This is a genomic window from Profundibacter sp., from assembly GCF_056498605.1.
This window is the reverse complement of the sequence record NZ_JBSMEZ010000041.1, coordinates 1-17,440: the sequence shown is the minus strand read 5'-3', so window position 1 is coordinate 17,440 and position 17,440 is coordinate 1. Positions and strand designations below refer to the sequence as shown.

The window sequence follows — 17,440 nt, the reverse complement described above, 5'->3', positions numbered from 1 at the left end:
AAATATTCCTCGCGCAGGTAGTTGATCACATCCCAGTGGCGGTCGGTCAGCTCGATGTTGTCGGCGGATGCCATGAATGTGCCCATCTCTTCTGACCAGTCTTCTTGATTGGTCAGATAGCCGTTTGCGTCGGTTTCGATCTCGTTGCCTTCATATTCAAATGACATAGTGAACTCCCTCGTTCTGTCGCGCATTGCAGATTTAACTTACATTCAGGTATCACAATATGTTTTGCGCATCAACCTTATCGGCATGTTGCCTGCCCTATGGTCAACGACTTTCTGCTAAAAGGCCGCGATGATTTGTGCCATAATCGAGTCGGAACACGTATCAGTAACCTGGGAGAGTATTATGAGTCTTATGAAAACACTGGCAAAAGTTGCCATCGGCGTGGCTGTGGCCAAGGGCGTCAGCAGCATGTCCGGCAAGGGCCGCGCGGCCCCGCAACGCAGAAGCAGCGGCGGCGGGTTGCTGGATGCCCTGACGGGCGGCGGCGGTAGCGCACGCACGCAAGGCTCGCAAGGTGCCGGGCTTGAGGATATGCTGGGTGGTCTACTGGGCGGTGGACAGCCGCAACAGTCCGGTCGCGCCTCTGGTGGCAGCGGTCTGGGTGGTTTGCTGGATGGCCTAAGCGATGCCAGCACCCCGCGCGGTGGTGTGCAGACCGGACGCAGCAGCGGTGGTGGTCTGGACAGCATTCTGGACGGTCTGGCCGGTAAAGGGGCTGCCAAGGGCGGTCTGGGTGACTTGCTGGGCGGTATGACCGGTGGTGGCGGAGGTGATCTGGGCGGTTTGCTTGGTGGTTTGCTGGGCGCGGGTGCGGGTGCTGGTGCGGCCGCCGCTGCTCCGAAAGCAAAATCCACTGACAAGGATAAATCCGCCAACAAGCAAAGCAGCTTTGGCGACAAATTCAATCAGTCCCTGACCCACGGCGGCGAGCCTGAAATCCCCCCGACCCCGCAACAAGAAGTGGCGGCGGGCCTGATGCTGCGGGCGATGATTCAGGCGGCTAAATCGGACGGCAAGATTGATGATAGCGAGCGCCAGAAGCTGCTGGGCAAACTGGGCGACATTTCCCCGCAAGAGCGCGATTTTGTGAATGCTGAGTTGGCCGCACCGATTGATGTCAAAGGTCTGGCAGGACAAGTGCCAAACGGGATGGAAGCGCAGGTTTACGCCATGTCGATCATGGGCATTGATCTGGATAACCAGACCGAGGCGCAATACCTGCATGATTTCGCCACCGAACTGGGCATCGACAAACGCAACGTGAACAACATTCACGAGCAACTGGGCGTGCCGTCGATCTACGGATAGACCCGTCACACCCCTGCCCCCGCCCACATTCACGTTGGCGGGGGTTTTTTATGGAAAAACCGGTGGAGACCGGATGCATTATCGCCTAAACTCTGGTGAAATTCATCTGGGGGCCTTTTATGCCTGAAACAATCATAGCCAAATGCGAGCGCTCAGGCTTGCGCATGACGGAACAGCGCCGGGTGATTGCCGCTGTGTTGGAAGATGCGCACGACCATCCGGATGTCGAGGAATTATACGCCCGCGCCAGCGCCGTTGACGGGCGCATTTCGATCGCTACGGTTTACCGTACCGTCAAACTGTTCGAGGAAGCGGGTATTCTGGACAAGCACGAATTTGGCGACGGCCGCGCGCGGTATGAATCGGCGGACCGAGACCACCATGACCACCTGATTGATATGAACTCCGGTAAGGTGATTGAATTTATCGACCCAGAAATTGAAGCCCTGCAAGAAAAGATCGCCGAGAAGCTCGGTTATAAGCTGAAAGGGCATCGGCTGGAACTTTACGGCGTGCCGATCCGAAAATGACCCGACAACATGGATAATCTGCGCGGCATTGCCCTGATGGTTGCGGCAATGATCGGGTTCACCGTCACGGATTTATTCGTAAAATCGGCCTCGCTGGATTTGCCCGTTGGGCAGATACTGGCCATTGCCGGCACCGGCGGCGGCATAATTTTCGCGCTGATGACCAAGGCGCAGGGGCATGCTGTCTTTTCACGCGATTTTTTCCTGTGGCCGGTGATCCTGCGCAACCTGAGCGAGGCATTTGGATCGGTTTGCTATGTCACGGCCCTTTCGATGATTGATCTGTCCACGGCATCCGCGATTATTCAGGCAACCCCGCTGGCCGTCACTCTAGGCGCGGTGATCTGGTTGCGCGAAGTTGTGCATTGGCGACGCTGGAGCGCGATAATCGTCGGGTTCATCGGCGTTCTGATCATCTTGCGCCCGGGTGGTGATACGTTCGAGCCCGCTATGCTGTGGGCCGTGGCTGGCATGTTCGGCCTTGCGATGCGTGATCTGTCAACGCGAATGGTGCCCACGGACATGCCAACGCTGCGGGTGTCGACCTATGGCATGGTGATGCTGTTGCCTGCCGGTCTGTTTCTGCTGGCTATTGGCGACGGTCCACGCGTCATGAACCCGCTGAACTATGCACAGATGGGCGGGGCTGTTGTGGTTGGTGTTCTGGGATATTGGGCGATAACGGCAGCGATGCGCATTGGGGATGTGTCGGTGGTTGCCCCGTTTCGATATTCGCGGATCATATTTGCTTTGCTGATCGGCACCCTTGTTCTGGGCGAACGCCCTGACATGTGGACCTTGATCGGGGCGGCGATAACGATTGCTGCCGGTATATTTTCATTCTTGCGCGAACGGCGCATGGCAAAGCTCGCGGGACTATAGAAAACAACGCCCGTTAGCGCTACCATTGACTGTTTACTTTCATTGGTTTGCTGTTATAGCTTTGCGGGAACCGATAGCAGCAAGGACGCCTCCAATGAGCATTATCATCGATGTTTTCGCCCGTGAAATTCTGGACAGCCGTGGCAACCCGACAGTCGAGGTCGATGTGATACTGGAAGACGGCACCATGGGCCGCGCTGCGGTGCCATCTGGTGCATCAACTGGCCTGCATGAAGCGGTCGAGAAACGTGACGGGGATATGTCGCGCTATGGCGGCAAAGGTGTTTTGGACGCAGTGGCCGCTGTAAACGGCGAAATCGCCGAAGAGCTGGTCGGCATGGACTGCGGCGAGCAGGAAGCAATTGACGCGATTATGTGCGAGTTGGACGGCACCCCAAACAAGGCGCGCCTCGGAGCAAACGCCATTCTGGGTGTATCGCTGGCCGTGGCCAAAGCCGCTGCGGATTACGCAGCACAACCACTGTTTCGCTACGTTGGCGGCACCGCTGCCCGTGTGTTACCCGTGCCAATGATGAACATCATCAATGGCGGTGAACATGCTGATAACCCTATTGATATTCAGGAATTCATGATCATGCCGGTGTCCGCCGACAACATCCGCGACGCTGTGCGGATGGGATCAGAAGTGTTCCACACGCTGAAGGGCGAACTGTCGGCGGCGGGTCTGTCGACAGGCATTGGCGACGAGGGTGGCTTTGCGCCGAACCTGTCGTCGACCCGCGACGCGTTGGATTTCATTCTGAAGTCGATCAAGAAGGCAGGGTATAAACCTGGCGAGGAAATCTATCTGGCGCTGGATTGCGCTGCGACGGAATATTACGTTGATGGCAAATACGAGATGAAGGGCGAAGGTAAATCGCTGACATCTGATGAGAATGTCGCCTATCTGGAAGCGCTGGTGGCGGATTATCCGATCATCAGCATCGAGGATGGCATGTCCGAGGATGACTGGGATGGCTGGGTGGCGCTGAACGCTGCATTGGGTGATGAAATCCAGCTGGTTGGCGACGATCTATTTGTCACCAACCCCGAACGCCTGGCCACAGGGATAGAGAAAAAGGCGGCCAACTCATTACTGGTAAAAGTCAATCAGATCGGCACCTTATCAGAAACCCTTAAGGCTGTCGATATGGCACATCGCGCCGGCATGACCTGTGTGATGTCGCATCGGTCCGGCGAAACCGAGGATGCCACTATTGCCGATCTGGCAGTGGCCACCAATTGCGGGCAGATCAAAACTGGCTCGCTTGCGCGTTCTGACAGGTTGGCCAAATATAACCAGTTGATCCGGATCGAGGAAATGCTGGGTGAAAGTGCGCAATATGCGGGGCGTTCGATTTTGAAATGATCCCCCCGTTTTGCTCCCGCCTACCAGCCCTTACGTTAATATTGCAGCAGGGCTGGCAGGCCATATCTTACCTAGGCCTTATAAATTCGCCCTCAATGGGTTGAACCCATGCAGCACTTGCGGCAATACTCTGTTTTAATATTCAAATTTGCTGAATTTCAGGAGTAACACGTTGCGTCATTATCTGATTACCCTAAGTTTTCTAGTCTCGGCCTGTGTCACTACCACCGATCAGCAAACAACCCTGCAGGCCCAAAGAAATGCAACCCCGCCTAGCCCCTGTGAAAGACAAAGCACCGCCCGCTGCCTGTTTTTCAACGCTCCGGTATCCCTGCTGCCAAAGATTATCCGGCTAAAAGCCCGCCCATTGCCTTTTTTCCGCACCGAAAAGGCAATTGAATTTGTAGATTCAAGGCCGACAAGGTGGCTTGCCCCGAAAAACACCCTGACCGATGGCGCATCCATCCCGACCATTTTCCGTGCAGCTGTTGGCAATCCGCGCAGCAAAGAGTTCATTAATGCGGCAACAATGCACGATGCCTATTGCGGCATCGGCAACGAAAGCCTGCCGCAATATCATTCGGATACATGGCAAAATGTGCACCGGATGTTCTATGATGCGCTTCGGGTCGGCGGCACCCCCCCGAATAAAGCCAAGATCATGTATGCCGCTGTGTATCTGGGCGGGCCACGCTGGACCATGCCCGGGGACCAGCCAAAGGTCAGAATGCCCATCCCCGGTCTGTTAATCGTAAATGCCCCGATCACACAGGGCCCGACAAACACGCCGTTGCCAAAGCTTATTCCAGAAAAAATCCTGGTCGATGAAATGCTGGCCACCATTGCTTTTATCAACGAAACCAGCCCGTCAGTTACCCGTCTATCGGTCTATTTAAGGAAACGCGAACAAGCCATGCTTGCCCAAGTGCAAGGAGGGTCGGCTGATGGTGGCCAAAACCCGAGCGGTGGCGGCGCTGCTGCGGGTGACGGTGGCTCATTGCCCCCTATGTAATTATGCAGAACCAGTCAAACCAACTCATTCGCCAACTAAATCTGACGCCCCACCCAGAGGGCGGCCATTATCGCCAAACATGGATCGCCGATGCGAGTGATGGCAAACGCCCTGCAGGCACATGCATCTATTTCCTGCTAAAGGCAGGCGAGGTCAGCCGCTGGCATCGCGTTGATGCGGTGGAGATCTGGCACTTTTACGCCGGTGCGCCCCTGATCCTGAGCATGGCCAAATCCGAGGCAGGCCCCGCCCGTGATTATACGCTGGGGCCGGATGTGTTGGGGGGCGAGGCCCCGCAACTGATTGTGCCAAAGCACCACTGGCAGGCCGCCCGCAGCACCGGCGATTATACCCTTGTCGGCTGCACCGTTTCACCTGCGTTTCATTTCGACGGGTTCGAGATGATGGATAAGGGTGCTGAAATACCTTACGGTTAGGTTCGTTTAGGTCGTTGGTCGACTAACCCGCCCACCGCCAACCGGGGCTGCAACTCCCGTCGTCGTGGGGGCCGACGTCGCCATCCCGCGCAGCACCCGCACAGCAAGATAAGCAAAGGCCTGCGCTTCCAGCATATCACCGTCCAGCCCGACATCCTCGACCGGCTGCACGGGGCCGTCCAGCAACGCCGCCAGCATCGCCATCATCGCCTTGTTATGTCGTCCGCCGCCTGTCACCAGCACACGGGTTGGCGGCAACGGGCAATGTTCCATCCCCTTGGCAACCGATGCCGCTGCAATCGCGCACAATGTGGCGCAAGCATCGGCATCATTGTGATCTGTAACCAGGTCCAGAATATTTTCAAAATCGTTTCGATCCAGCGATTTTGGCGGCATCTGGTGGAAATATCCGCGTTCCAGAAACGCCTCGACCAATGGTTCGTCAACACGGCCTTGCTTCGCCAATGCCCCGCCCTCGTCATAGGGCTTGCCCAATCGCGCCATGACCAGATCATTGATCGGAGCATTCGCGGGGCCGGTGTCAAACGCCAGCAATGCGCCTGCCTCCTCGGGCTTGTCCTTACTCGGATCGACCCACGTCACATTGCCAACCCCGCCCAAATTCAGGAACACCACGGGCGCATCTGCTTTGATCCATTTGGCGCAGGCAAAATGATAGAACGGCGCCAGCGGTGCGCCCTGCCCGCCCATTTCAACGTCCGATGTGCGAAAATCCCAGATCACCGGCAGGTCCAGCACCGCCGACAGCACCCGCCCGTCGCCCGCTTGATGGGTTCCAAGCCCCATTGGATCATGGGCCAGCGTTTGGCCGTGAAACCCGACCAGTTCGGCCCCTTCAAACGGGTCCAGCACTTGGGCATGGGCGGTTTCAACCAACTCGGCTGCCGCCGCAACCCCGTCCTCATCCGGCCATTTGCCAAACGCATCGGCAATCACCACACGCTCCACGTCGCTATAGGGCCGGTAAGCACTTTCTCCAAAGGCAAAGATCGCCTCGCCATCGGTCTGCAACATCGCCGCATCCACCCCGTCAAGCGAGGTGCCGGACATCGCGCCAAGCGCCCAGATCGGTCCCGATTTCAACATGCTCTTTCCCTTCACCGCTGACCCCGATATATCAGGGCGCAACGCACATGAGAACGGATAATTATCAAGATGACTTACCACGCCAAATCAGAATTCATGCGGGTGATGCTGGAACGCGGCTTTGTGGCAGATTGCACCGACTATCAGGCGCTGGACGAGGCCCTGATCGCAGGCGTTGTGCCCGCCTATATCGGCTTTGACGCCACCGCTAAATCGCTGCATGTGGGCAGTCTGATCCAGATCATGATGCTGCGTTGGTTGCAGAAAACCGGCCATAAACCGATTGTTCTGATGGGCGGCGGCACCACCAAAGTGGGTGACCCCTCGTTCCGGTCGGATGAGCGCCCGCTGCTGGATGACGCCGCGATCAACGCCAATATTGCAGGCATCAAGGCGGTCTTTACGAACTATGTCTCATTCGGCGACGGGGCAACGGATGCGGAAATGGCTAACAATGCCGAATGGCTGGATGATCTGAACTACCTGTCGTTCCTGCGCGACATCGGGAGGCATTTTTCGGTCAACCGGATGCTGGCCTTTGAATCGGTGAAATCGCGGCTGGACCGCGAACAGTCGCTGTCGTTCCTTGAATTCAATTATATGATCCTGCAAGCCTATGATTTCCTTGAGTTGAACCGCCGCTATGGCTGTTTGCTGCAAATGGGTGGCTCGGACCAATGGGGCAATATCGTCAACGGGATTGATTTGACCCGCCGCGTGCTGGACAACCAGATTTTCGGCCTGACCACCCCGCTGCTGGAAACCTCGGACGGCAAGAAGATGGGCAAATCGCAGGACGGCGCTGTCTGGCTGAATGCCGACATGCGCTCGCCTTACGAATTCTGGCAGTTCTGGCGCAACACCACGGATGCAGATGTGGGCAAGTTCCTGAAGCTCTACACTGAACTGCCAGTTGAGGAATGCGACCGCTTGGGTGCGCTGGACGGCGCTGAAATCAACGCAGCCAAAATCCGGCTGGCAAATGAGGTCACCACATTGGCGCATGGGGCCGAAGCTGCCAAAGGTGCCGAAGCCACGGCGCGCGAAGTGTTTGAAAAGGGCGGTGTCGGGGATGATCTGCCAACCATTTCCCTAACCACCGAGGATATTGGCGATGGCATTTCCATCGTGCAGCTTTTTGTGAAATCCGGCCTTGCCAAGTCGGGCAAAGACGCCAAACGCCTGATCAAGGAAAACGGTGCCAAACTGAATGATGAGCCCCTGACCGAGGCAGGCCGGATGATCACCATTGATGATCTCGCTACCCCGCTCAAACTATCGGCAGGCAAAAAACGCCACGCGCTAGTAAAAGTGGGTTCATGAGCATTATTAAGGGTAGCATTCTAGCCATTTTAGCATCGACCAACTTAGCCTTTGGCGACAACTGCCCACCAAAAGCTGTTTGGGAAACGCCCGAAAGCCACGCTTTTTCTTGCAGTATATATGCAAAAGTCCCGTTTGATGTCAGAGAAACAACCTTTGGAAAACGGTGGATAGTATTTTTCGCCAAAGAACGCATTCAACGGAAAACCCGTTATAAATCGGGCGTTGCATTTCAAACAAATGGGCAGCCCTTCTCGAATAGAAGTGCCGCTGAGCAGTCTTTGGCCGCCTATGTGCGACGAAAATCTTGCGCAGTCGAGCAATCCAGCTTCTCCGCAAATGTTCAATTCACTTTCACTGTCGCCTGCCCGCTTTAAACAATAGGCTGACCCCGATCACTCGCGTCAGCTCATTTTGGCAGCATCCATTTGCCGCGTGGGAAAAACGCATGGAACGCAAAGGCGAACATCACGTCATGCGCCACGTCCCGCCCGTTGGCGTCACGCACTCGCACGGTGCCTACGTCCTTGCCAGCGCCAATCTTGCGCGAATCTAGCGCCGAGGCCTGCCCCGCGACCCAGCTTAACTTTATCCCCGCTTCGGAAACCTCGCCCTCGTTGCTAAGGCGGCTCATCGGCCAAGCCCGCTCGCCGACCCGCACCACCCGCATCAGGGGGGGAATGCCATGCGGCGGCATCTCGCCACCATAAAGAAACGGGCGCGAAGAACTATCGTAGCTAACATATGGATTATTGCCATAGGCGCGGCCCCAGTCGGGCTCGTCCATCACCAACCCGTCTGGATTGCGGGTAGTAAATTCTTCCCAGCTTTCCATCCAGCTGGGCAATTGTTTCAAAACATCGCCCTTGTGCGCCCCGACAATCCCGGTGCCGATTGCCTGTTGCCACCAGCTTTCGGTCTCGCGGTCATACATCACCATATCCGAATTGCGCAGCTTGCCCGTCACCCCAAAGGTGAGCAGTTTGCCACGCACACGTCGATCAAACACCATAGCGGAATTACACAGCGGGCAGAAGGTAACAATAACCGGCACGCCGCCGACTTTATCGTTCACAATTTCATGCCATGTCAAATAGCGGATCGGATAGGCCCGCGGGGTTTGACCCTTTATTTCAAGAGTAATAACCGGTTCACGCGGCTTAATCCGTGTCTCGGAAGATGCTTTCCTGAACTTCGGGTCCGACAGCGCCGGAATGCCGTCCTTGGGCGGGCCGCCAGACAGTATTTCGCCCCAATCCGTGACGCTCGTGCGGGAAAAATCGGTGTCGGGCCACTCGTATTTCCAGCTTGCCGGATTGGCGCTGGCGGATGTGGCAAGGGCGGTCACAAGGGTCGCTATCAACGGGAATATTCGCAAGGTGCGTCGCATCAAAAATCCTCCTGTTTGGTTACCCAAAGAATGACAGAGGATAGAGCGCAAAAATAGCCCCGCTCACGCGAGATTGATAACGGCGTGTCTTCTACTTTGAAAACACGCCGTTATGTTTATTCGTTGGTCACTGTGACCTTCACCATATAGTCGGGATCATCAACAAGACCATTGGCATCGGAATCCCCCAGCTTGATGTTGTAAAGCGTCTCAAGCCCCTCGATCACTTGTCCGAACACCGTATATTGTCCATTCAGGTGCTTGGCCGGCGCCAGCACAATAAAGAACTGGCTGTTGGCGGAATCAGGATCAGGAGAGCGCGCAGCACCAACGGTGCCCAGTTTGAACGGGATGTTGGAAAATTCTGCCGCAAGGTCTGGCATATCGGATGCGCCCATCCCTGCACGGCTGATATCCCCACCACGCATGCCGAATTGAACGTCGCCAGTTTGCGCCATGAACCCGTCAATCACACGGTGAAACACCACCCCGTCATAGGCACCGGATTTGGCCAGCGCGATGATGCGTTCCACATGTTTGGGGGCGACATTTGGCAAAAGATCAATAACGATTGTGCCGCTGTTGCTGCCGCCCACCTCGATCACCAGATTTGGGCCGGGTGTGTCATTGGCCAGCGCTTGTTGGTTAGCGCCATCATATAGGAAAAACGCCCCCCATATTGCCGCCCCCAGAAAGCCCAGCAGCAATGGCATTGCGAGAACTCTAAGCATCTGCGGCCACCTTCATGCTGATCATCCGGTCAGGGTTCATTGGTGGCTCGCCACGGGCGATTTTGTCAACGTGTTCCATCCCGTCGATCACTTGGCCGTAAACGGTGTATTGGCCATTCAAAAACGCATTATCGCCAAAATTGATAAAGAACTGGCTGTTGGCGGAATCAGGATTTTGCGACCGCGCTGCCCCAATGCTGCCTTTTGCATGTGGCACCTTGGAAAATTCAGCAGGCACATCGGGCTTGTCCGACCCGCCAGTGCCAGCAGCCCGCAAGTTAAAGTCGTTTTCCATGTTGCCATTGGCCACATCACCGGTCTGGGCCATGAACCCGTCAATCACGCGGTGGAAACAGACGTTATCATAGGCGCCGGCACGGGTCAGTTCTTTCATCCGCTCAACGTGCTTTGGCGCAACATCAGGCAGCAATTCGATGGTCACTGTGCCGTCTTTAAGTTCCATCAGGATTGTGTTTTCAGGGTCTTTGATCTCGGCCATATCGGGCGCTCCTATGTCGTGTTACGATTTGGGGCGAACCTAAGCGGGATGTGCGCAATATAAAAGGGGCAATACACTGTGCCACGTTGACCCTGCCTGAATGAATGATGATTGTGGGCACAAATCGGCACAAATGGAGGTCTGACATGGGCTGGAAAACACTCGATGATATCAATCTGAACGGCAAGGTGGTTTTGGTGCGGGTTGATATCAATGTGCCGGTCAAGGATGGCGTCGTCACTGACACCACGCGGATCGAGCGGATTGTGCCAACGGTGAAGGATATTCTGGCGGCGGGCGGCAAGCCGGTTTTGATGGCGCATTTCGGGCGGCCAAAGGGCCATGTGGTACCGGAGCTGTCATTACGCGTCACCCTGCCCGCGCTTGAGGCGGCTTTTGGCCAGCCGGTAATTTTTGCCGATGATGATGGCGGCAAGCGGGCCGGCGCATGGGTCAACAGTCTGGTTGAGGGTGACATTTTGCTGCTGGAAAACCTGCGATTTAATGCCGGCGAAGAGGCCAACAGCCCCGAATTCGCTGCCGAGCTGGCCACGCTGGGCGATGTTTATTGCAATGACGCCTTTTCCACCGCGCACCGTGCCCATGCCTCGACGACTGGCATTGCGGCGCTGCTGCCATCCTGTGCTGGCCGCTTGATGCAGAGCGAACTTGGTGCGCTGGAATCGGCATTGGGCAATCCACAACACCCCGTTTGCGCGGTGGTTGGCGGGGCCAAAGTGTCGACCAAGCTGGAATTGCTGGGCAATCTGGTCACCAAAGTTGACCATCTGGTGATCGGAGGTGGCATGGCCAACACGTTTTTGGCAGCCCAAGGCTTTGACGTGGGCAAATCACTGGCCGAACACGAGATGAAAGACACTGCACTGGAAATTCTGGCCAAGGCCAAAACTGCAGGTTGCGAGATTATCCTTCCGACCGACATTGTTGTGGCACGGGAATTTGCGGCAAACGCGGTTCATGAAGTCCTGCCGGTTGACGCCTGCCCTTCTGACGCGATGATACTGGATGCCGGTCCTAAAACCGTGGCCCGCATCAACGCGGTGATTGCGACCTGCAAAACCCTGGTGATGAACGGCCCGCTTGGCGTGTTTGAAATGCCCCCTTTTCAAACCGCGACCTTCGGTATGCTGGGCCAGATTGCAAAACAGACCGCCAGCGGTGATCTGGTTTCTATCGCGGGGGGCGGCGATACAGTGGCTGCCATTAACGCATCCGGTCACGGCGGTGATTTCACCTATATTTCGACCGCAGGGGGCGCGTTTCTGGAATGGATGGAGGGCAAGACCTTGCCCGGTGTCGCTGCATTAGAAGGCTAAATGGCTTTATTTGACGACTGGTAGCGCCAACAGCGTTGCATGCAATCGCATACCTTACTAGAGCAGTGACATTGGCCCATTGTTCTTGAAAGGATTACATTATGAGAGCGACACGGATTGTTCAGAAAATTCTATCGAATTACGAGGCAGACTGCCCCGGTGTGAAGGCAAACCTGTGCCGCATCCTGATGAACGGCAAATTGGGCGGCAGTGGCAAAATGATTATCCTGCCGGTTGATCAGGGGTTTGAACATGGCGCGGCACGCTCATTCGCACCGAACCCCGCCGCCTATGATCCGCACTACCATTATCAGTTGGCGATTGATGCAGGTTTGAATGCCTTTGCCGCGCCTTTGGGGATGCTCGAGGCAGGTGCAGACACCTTCGCGGGCCAAATCCCGACCATCCTGAAGGTCAACTCGGCCAATTCCCTGATCCCGTCAGCATCCCCCAAGGACCAAGCTATCACCGCCTGTGTTGATGATGCGCTACGCATCGGGGCGTCGGCTATTGGCTTCACCATCTACCCCGGCTCATCGCAAGGGCTGGAGCTGTTTGAAGAAATTTCTGCCATGCGAGAAGAAGCCGCCGCCAAGGGCGTGGCCACCGTGATCTGGTCCTACCCGCGCGGCGAAGCACTTGACAGCGACGGCGAAACAGCCATCGACATCGCCGCCTACGCGGCCCAGATCGCCGCCCTGTTGGGCGCCCATATCATCAAGATCAAACTGTCGACCGACCATTTGTCACTGCCTGCGGCCAAAAAGGTATACGAGGACGAGGGCATCGACATTTCAACCCAAGCGGCACGGGTGAAACATTGTATGGACGCAAGTTTTGCCGGCCGGCGCATTGTGGTGTTTTCCGGCGGTGCGAAAAAAGGCGCCGATAGCGTCTATGACGACGCCCGCGCTATCCGTGACGGCGGTGGTAACGGATCAATCATCGGGCGAAATTCGTTCCAGCGGGATCGGGCGGATGCGTTGGATATGCTGGGCAAACTGGTTGATATCTACAAGGGCAAGGCCTGAATAGTCGGGCTCGCCTCGCCCCACAGACCAAAAAAATTTAACCCTACAAGGATTATCCTTGGAGGGTTTCCTTTTTGTTGAAAGCGACCAATAAGCCACAGGTATCCAAGGAAAATATCCACCACTTGCCACGCAGGGGATTCACAAAGCCGTGCCAATATGCAATTGTGCCCTAAAGCCGCGTAATTAATGACGGCAAAAGAGGCAGAAAAGAATGAGCATTTCCCGCAAACGGCCGCCTGTCGGTGTCGTCCTGTATTTCGGCGGCGTATTTACGCTTGGCCTGTATTTTGCCTTTGCTGCTATTCAAGGCGACTATGGACTGTTCCGCCGCGTCCAGATTGACGCCGAAGCCGACATTTTGCGCGAGGATCTGGTCGGGCTGTCAGCGGACGTTGCGTGGATGGAAAACAAAGCCCACAGATTGTCGGATGAATTCCTTGATCTTGACCTGCTGGATGAGCAAGCCCGGAGCGTTTTGGGCCTACTGCGCGCGGATGAAATTGTCATCCGTTAGCCCCACGAATAACCCCGACCTAAATCTTTTGCTCGCACTTCGTGTTTCAATGCGCTATTGTATAGTTTAACGCTAAACTATTTTTCAGCTCACGAGGGCGCACAAACATGGCAGCCAAGAAAACATCAAAAAAACCAAACGTTTCCAAGGATGATTTGCTTCACTACTACCGTGAAATGCTGCTGATCCGTCGATTCGAGGAAAAGGCGGGCCAACTATACGGCATGGGATTGATCGGTGGATTCTGCCATCTTTACATCGGCCAAGAGGCGATCATCGTAGGTCTAGAGGCCACCACCAAAGAGGGCGACAAGCGCGTCACATCCTACCGCGATCACGGCCATATGCTGGCCTGCGGCATGGACCCCAAGGGTGTGATGGCCGAATTGACCGGCCGGATCGGGGGCTACTCCAAAGGCAAGGGTGGCTCGATGCATATGTTCTCGAAAGAGGCCAATTTCTATGGTGGTCACGGCATTGTCGGGGCACAGGTGCCGATTGGTGCCGGATTGGCATTTGCCGATAAATATCTGGGCAATGACAACGTGTCGTTCGCCTATTTCGGCGATGGCGCCGCCAATCAGGGCCAAGTTTACGAGACCTTCAACATGGCCTCGCTGTGGAAACTGCCGGTAATTTTTGTGATTGAAAACAACCAGTATGCAATGGGCACATCCTTGCAACGCGGCTCCTCCACCCCCGAATTATACACCCGAGGGCAGGCCTTTGGCATCCCCGGTGAATCGGTTGATGGCATGGATGTGATGGCCGTGAAGGCCGCTGGTGAAAAAGCTGTCGCACATTGCCGCTCCGGCGAAGGCCCCTACATTCTGGAAATGGTCACCTACCGCTATCGCGGCCATTCCATGTCGGACCCCGCCAAATACCGCACCCGCGAAGAGGTGCAAAAAGTCCGCGAGGAACGCGACGCGATTGACCATGTGCGCGAGTTGTTATTGCAGGGCAAACATGCGTCCGAGGACGATTTGAAAGCGATCGACAAAGAGATCAAGGCCACAGTCAACGAGGCCGCCGATTTTTCCCGCGAAAGCCCTGAACCGGAGCTGACCGAACTTTGGACAGACATCTACGCAGACGCGTAAACATCGGATAATACGGAGATAATTAACATGGCAACCGAAATTCTGATGCCCGCACTTTCCCCCACGATGGAAGAAGGCACATTGGCCAAATGGCTGGTGGCTGAGGGGGATGTGATTGAATCCGGCATGATCATCGCCGAGATCGAGACCGACAAGGCCACGATGGAGTTTGAGGCGGTTGACGAGGGTGTGATGGGAAAAATCCTGATCACTGAAGGCACCGAAGGTGTGCCCGTGAACACCGCCATCGCCGTGTTGCTGGAAGAGGGTGAAGATGCAAATGCAGTGCCGGATAGCGCCGCATCTGTCGCGCGCCCTCCTGCGCCCGAGGCCGAAAGTGCCGCGCCGACACCCGCCCCCACGCCTGCCGCCCCCATTGCGGCAACCATCCCGAATGACCCCGAAATTCCCGAGGGCACCGAAATGAAGCCGACCACCGTGCGCGAAGCGCTGCGTGATGCGATGGCCGAAGAAATGCGCCGTGATGAAATGGTCTATTTGATGGGTGAAGAGGTCGCGCAATATCAGGGTGCCTATAAGATCAGTCAGGGTATGCTGGATGAATTTGGCGACAAACGGGTGATCGACACACCGATCACCGAACACGGCTTTACCGGCATTGCCGTTGGTTCAGCCTTTGCCGGTCTGAAACCGATTGTCGAATTCATGACCTTCAATTTCGCTGTGCAAGCACTCGACCAGATCATCAATTCCGCCGCCAAGACGCTCTATATGTCCGGCGGCCAGATGGGTGCGCACATGGTATTTCGCGGGGCCAATGGCGCCGCATCCCGCGTTGGCGCACAGCACAGTCAGGATTACGCCGCGTGGTATGCGCAAATTCCGGGCCTGAAGGTGGTGATGCCCTACTCCGCCGCCGACGCCAAAGGCCTGTTGAAAACTGCCATTCGTGATCCAAATCCGGTGATTTTTCTGGAAAACGAGATCCTGTATGGCCAGAGTTTCGATGTGCCTGTGCTGGATGATTTCACTGTTCCATTTGGGGTTGCCAAAATCTGGCGCGGGGGCACTGACGTGACCATCGTCAGCTTTGGCATCGGGATGAAATACGCGCTTGAGGCTGCTGATCGTTTGGCCGAAGATGGCATATCAGCCGAGGTCATCGACCTGCGCACCCTGCGTCCGATGGACACTGCTACAGTCATTAAATCCGTTATGAAAACAAACCGTTGCGTAACAGTTGAAGAAGGTTGGCCGGTGGGATCAATCGGTGGGCACATCTCTTCTGTGCTGATGCAGGAGGCGTTTGATTACCTCGACGCGCCCGTGATCAATTGCACCGGCAAGGACGTACCGATGCCCTATGCCGCCAACCTCGAAAAGCTGGCGTTGATCACGACTGAAGAAGTTGTCGAAGCCGTGCACAAAGTCACATATCGTTAAGGGAGCGTAAGCGATGCCAATAGAAATTCTGATGCCCGCCCTGTCTCCCACGATGGAGGAAGGCACGCTTGCCAAATGGTTGGTGAAAGAGGGGGATACCGTCGCGTCCGGCGACCTGATTGCCGAGATCGAAACCGATAAGGCAACGATGGAATTCGAGGCTGTGGACGAAGGTGTCGTCGGCAAATTGCTGGTGGCCGAGGGCAGCGAAGGGGTGCTGGTGAATACTCCAATCATGGTCTTGCTTGAAGATGGCGAAAGCGCGGGTGACATTTCTTCTGCGCCCATTGCACCCCCTGCCCCCTCAGCAACTTCGGCTCCGCCCATCGCAGCGGAACCCGTGGCTCAAACAACACCGGAGCCTGTCAAAAAATCCGTGCCGATTGCAACACAAGAATCTGAAACAAAACGGATTTTTGCATCGCCTCTCGCCCGCCGCATTGCCACAGATGCGGGTGCCGACCTTGCACAAATCACTGGGTCCGGCCCACACGGACGCATCGTCAAGGCCGACGTATTGGGCAAACCTGCCAGCGCTTCCACCCCCACCACTGCACCAATACCATCCGATCCGGCCAGCGATGCGATTTCAAAAATTTACGCTGATCGTGAATATGAGGTGATCACCCTGAATGGTATGCGTAAAACCATCGCCGCCCGCCTGACCGAGGCTAAACAGTCGATCCCGCATTTTTACTTGCGCCGCGACATCCGCATTGACGCTTTGCTCGCAGGCCGTGCTCATATCAACAAACAGCTTGAATCCCGCGGGCTAAAGGTGTCGGTTAACGACTTTATCATCAAGGCCTGCGCGATGGCGTTGCAAACCGTGCCCGCAGCCAATGCAATCTGGGCCGGTGACCGTTTATTCCAGTTGAAACCATCCGACGTGGCCGTGGCCGTAGCCGTGGAGGACGGGTTATTCACCCCGGTGATAAAAGATGCTGAAGCCAAATCCCTGTCGCAGCTTTCGGTCGAGATGAAAGACCTCGCCGGCCGCGCCCGTAATAAAAAACTTGCCCCACACGAATATCTTGGTGGCAGCTTTGCTATCTCGAACCTCGGGATGTTTGGCATCGATAATTTCGATGCTGTAATCAACCCGCCTCACGGGGCAATTCTGGCCGTTGGTGCAGGAGTCAAAAAGCCGGTTGTTGGTAAGGACGGCGAACTATCTATTGCGACGGTTATGTCCGTCACGCTCTCGGTTGACCATCGGGTGATTGACGGTGCGTTAGGCGCTCTTTTGCTGAATGCGATCGTAGATAATCTGGAAAACCCAATCACTATGCTTGCCTAATTCAAACGAAAAAAGACGCGAGACTATTAGGGCCTGTTGACGTTTACCGCAAATGAATGACGGTTGCGACGATTGAAATCATGGCCTTAAAACTATCGTCAGTTTTACATGCACGTAATGCTATCCTTTTGAATTCCTTTATCTTTTGGAA

At 55.7% G+C, this 17,440-nt stretch carries 19 protein-coding genes; 14 read left to right on the top strand and 5 right to left on the bottom strand.

Annotated features, from left to right (window positions below):
• On the bottom strand, positions 1-167 hold a 167-nt coding region (locus ACWB12_RS04715), incomplete at its 3' end, for a TusE/DsrC/DsvC family sulfur relay protein (RefSeq protein ID WP_479528915.1).
• Between the two features lie 184 nt (positions 168-351).
• Here ACWB12_RS04715 and ACWB12_RS04710 point away from each other — a divergent pair.
• The 6 genes from ACWB12_RS04710 to ACWB12_RS04685 all read left to right on the top strand — a co-directional run bounded on the left by ACWB12_RS04710 (position 352) and on the right by ACWB12_RS04685 (position 5,547).
• Entirely contained in the window at positions 352-1,317 is a 966-nt protein-coding gene (locus tag ACWB12_RS04710; protein ID WP_479528914.1) for a DUF533 domain-containing protein, read from the top strand.
• A 119-nt stretch (positions 1,318-1,436) separates the two neighbouring features.
• Positions 1,437-1,847, top strand: a complete 411-nt coding sequence (locus ACWB12_RS04705; RefSeq protein WP_479528913.1) for a Fur family transcriptional regulator — start codon at positions 1,437-1,439, stop codon at positions 1,845-1,847.
• A gap of 9 nt (positions 1,848-1,856) precedes the next feature.
• Complete coding sequence (locus tag ACWB12_RS04700) at positions 1,857-2,729, top strand: DMT family transporter (RefSeq protein WP_479528912.1); 873 nt, start codon at positions 1,857-1,859, stop codon at positions 2,727-2,729.
• Positions 2,730-2,823: 94 nt separating this feature from the next.
• Positions 2,824-4,098: a phosphopyruvate hydratase gene (gene eno / locus ACWB12_RS04695; RefSeq protein ID WP_479528911.1), complete on the top strand. Its 1,275-nt coding sequence runs from the start codon at positions 2,824-2,826 to the stop codon at positions 4,096-4,098.
• A 172-nt stretch (positions 4,099-4,270) separates the two neighbouring features.
• Positions 4,271-5,110, top strand: a complete 840-nt coding sequence (locus tag ACWB12_RS04690; RefSeq protein ID WP_479528910.1) for a DUF1353 domain-containing protein — start codon at positions 4,271-4,273, stop codon at positions 5,108-5,110.
• Between the two features lie 2 nt (positions 5,111-5,112).
• Positions 5,113-5,547 carry a cupin domain-containing protein gene (locus ACWB12_RS04685; RefSeq protein ID WP_479528909.1) on the top strand — a complete coding sequence of 145 codons (435 nt, stop codon included), beginning with the start codon at positions 5,113-5,115 and terminating at the stop codon, positions 5,545-5,547.
• 6 nt (positions 5,548-5,553) lie between these two features.
• On the opposite strand, the gene ACWB12_RS04680 is transcribed toward ACWB12_RS04685, so the two are convergent.
• Positions 5,554-6,654: an anhydro-N-acetylmuramic acid kinase gene (locus tag ACWB12_RS04680; protein ID WP_479528908.1), complete on the bottom strand. Its 1,101-nt coding sequence runs from the start codon at positions 6,652-6,654 to the stop codon at positions 5,554-5,556.
• A 69-nt stretch (positions 6,655-6,723) separates the two neighbouring features.
• Between ACWB12_RS04680 and tyrS the strand changes: the two genes are divergently transcribed.
• Together tyrS and ACWB12_RS04670 are read left to right on the top strand one after the other, a co-directional pair.
• Entirely contained in the window at positions 6,724-7,977 is a 1,254-nt protein-coding gene (gene tyrS, locus ACWB12_RS04675) for a tyrosine--tRNA ligase (protein ID WP_479528907.1), read from the top strand.
• Positions 7,974-8,354, top strand: a complete 381-nt coding sequence (locus tag ACWB12_RS04670; protein ID WP_479528906.1) for a hypothetical protein — start codon at positions 7,974-7,976, stop codon at positions 8,352-8,354. Before tyrS ends, ACWB12_RS04670 begins: the two co-directional genes overlap by 4 nt.
• Before the next feature lie 32 nt (positions 8,355-8,386).
• Here the strand turns inward: ACWB12_RS04670 and ACWB12_RS04665 are convergent, their stop codons facing one another.
• From ACWB12_RS04665 to ACWB12_RS04655, 3 genes are all read right to left on the bottom strand, one after another.
• Complete coding sequence (locus tag ACWB12_RS04665; RefSeq protein ID WP_479528905.1) at positions 8,387-9,367, bottom strand: DUF3179 domain-containing protein; 981 nt, start codon at positions 9,365-9,367, stop codon at positions 8,387-8,389.
• 116 nt (positions 9,368-9,483) lie between these two features.
• Complete coding sequence (locus ACWB12_RS04660) at positions 9,484-10,098, bottom strand: peptidylprolyl isomerase (protein WP_479528904.1); 615 nt, start codon at positions 10,096-10,098, stop codon at positions 9,484-9,486.
• Entirely contained in the window at positions 10,091-10,597 is a 507-nt protein-coding gene (locus tag ACWB12_RS04655) for a peptidylprolyl isomerase (protein ID WP_479528903.1), read from the bottom strand. Before ACWB12_RS04655 ends, ACWB12_RS04660 begins: the two co-directional genes overlap by 8 nt.
• Positions 10,598-10,743: 146 nt before the next feature.
• Here ACWB12_RS04655 and ACWB12_RS04650 point away from each other — a divergent pair, with 146 nt between their 5' ends.
• The 6 genes from ACWB12_RS04650 (at position 10,744) to ACWB12_RS04625 (ending at position 17,289) form a co-directional block, all read left to right on the top strand.
• The gene (locus ACWB12_RS04650) at positions 10,744-11,934 is read left to right on the top strand and encodes a phosphoglycerate kinase (RefSeq protein WP_479528902.1); all 1,191 of its coding nucleotides are present in this window, start codon (positions 10,744-10,746) and stop codon (positions 11,932-11,934) included.
• A 101-nt stretch (positions 11,935-12,035) separates the two neighbouring features.
• Positions 12,036-12,965: a class I fructose-bisphosphate aldolase gene (locus ACWB12_RS04645; protein WP_479528901.1), complete on the top strand. Its 930-nt coding sequence runs from the start codon at positions 12,036-12,038 to the stop codon at positions 12,963-12,965.
• A 214-nt stretch (positions 12,966-13,179) separates the two neighbouring features.
• Positions 13,180-13,482, top strand: coding sequence for an FtsB family cell division protein (locus ACWB12_RS04640; RefSeq protein WP_479528900.1), 303 nt, complete (start codon positions 13,180-13,182; stop codon positions 13,480-13,482).
• Positions 13,483-13,589: 107 nt separating this feature from the next.
• On the top strand, positions 13,590-14,585 hold the full coding sequence (gene pdhA, locus ACWB12_RS04635) for a pyruvate dehydrogenase (acetyl-transferring) E1 component subunit alpha (protein ID WP_479528899.1): 996 nt from the start codon (positions 13,590-13,592) through the stop codon (positions 14,583-14,585).
• 27 nt (positions 14,586-14,612) lie between these two features.
• Positions 14,613-15,989, top strand: a complete 1,377-nt coding sequence (locus tag ACWB12_RS04630; RefSeq protein WP_479528898.1) for a pyruvate dehydrogenase complex E1 component subunit beta — start codon at positions 14,613-14,615, stop codon at positions 15,987-15,989.
• A 13-nt stretch (positions 15,990-16,002) separates the two neighbouring features.
• Positions 16,003-17,289 (top strand): pyruvate dehydrogenase complex dihydrolipoamide acetyltransferase, encoded by a 1,287-nt coding sequence (locus ACWB12_RS04625; protein ID WP_479528897.1) that lies wholly within the window; start codon positions 16,003-16,005, stop codon positions 17,287-17,289.
• Positions 17,290-17,440 lie beyond the last annotated feature (151 nt).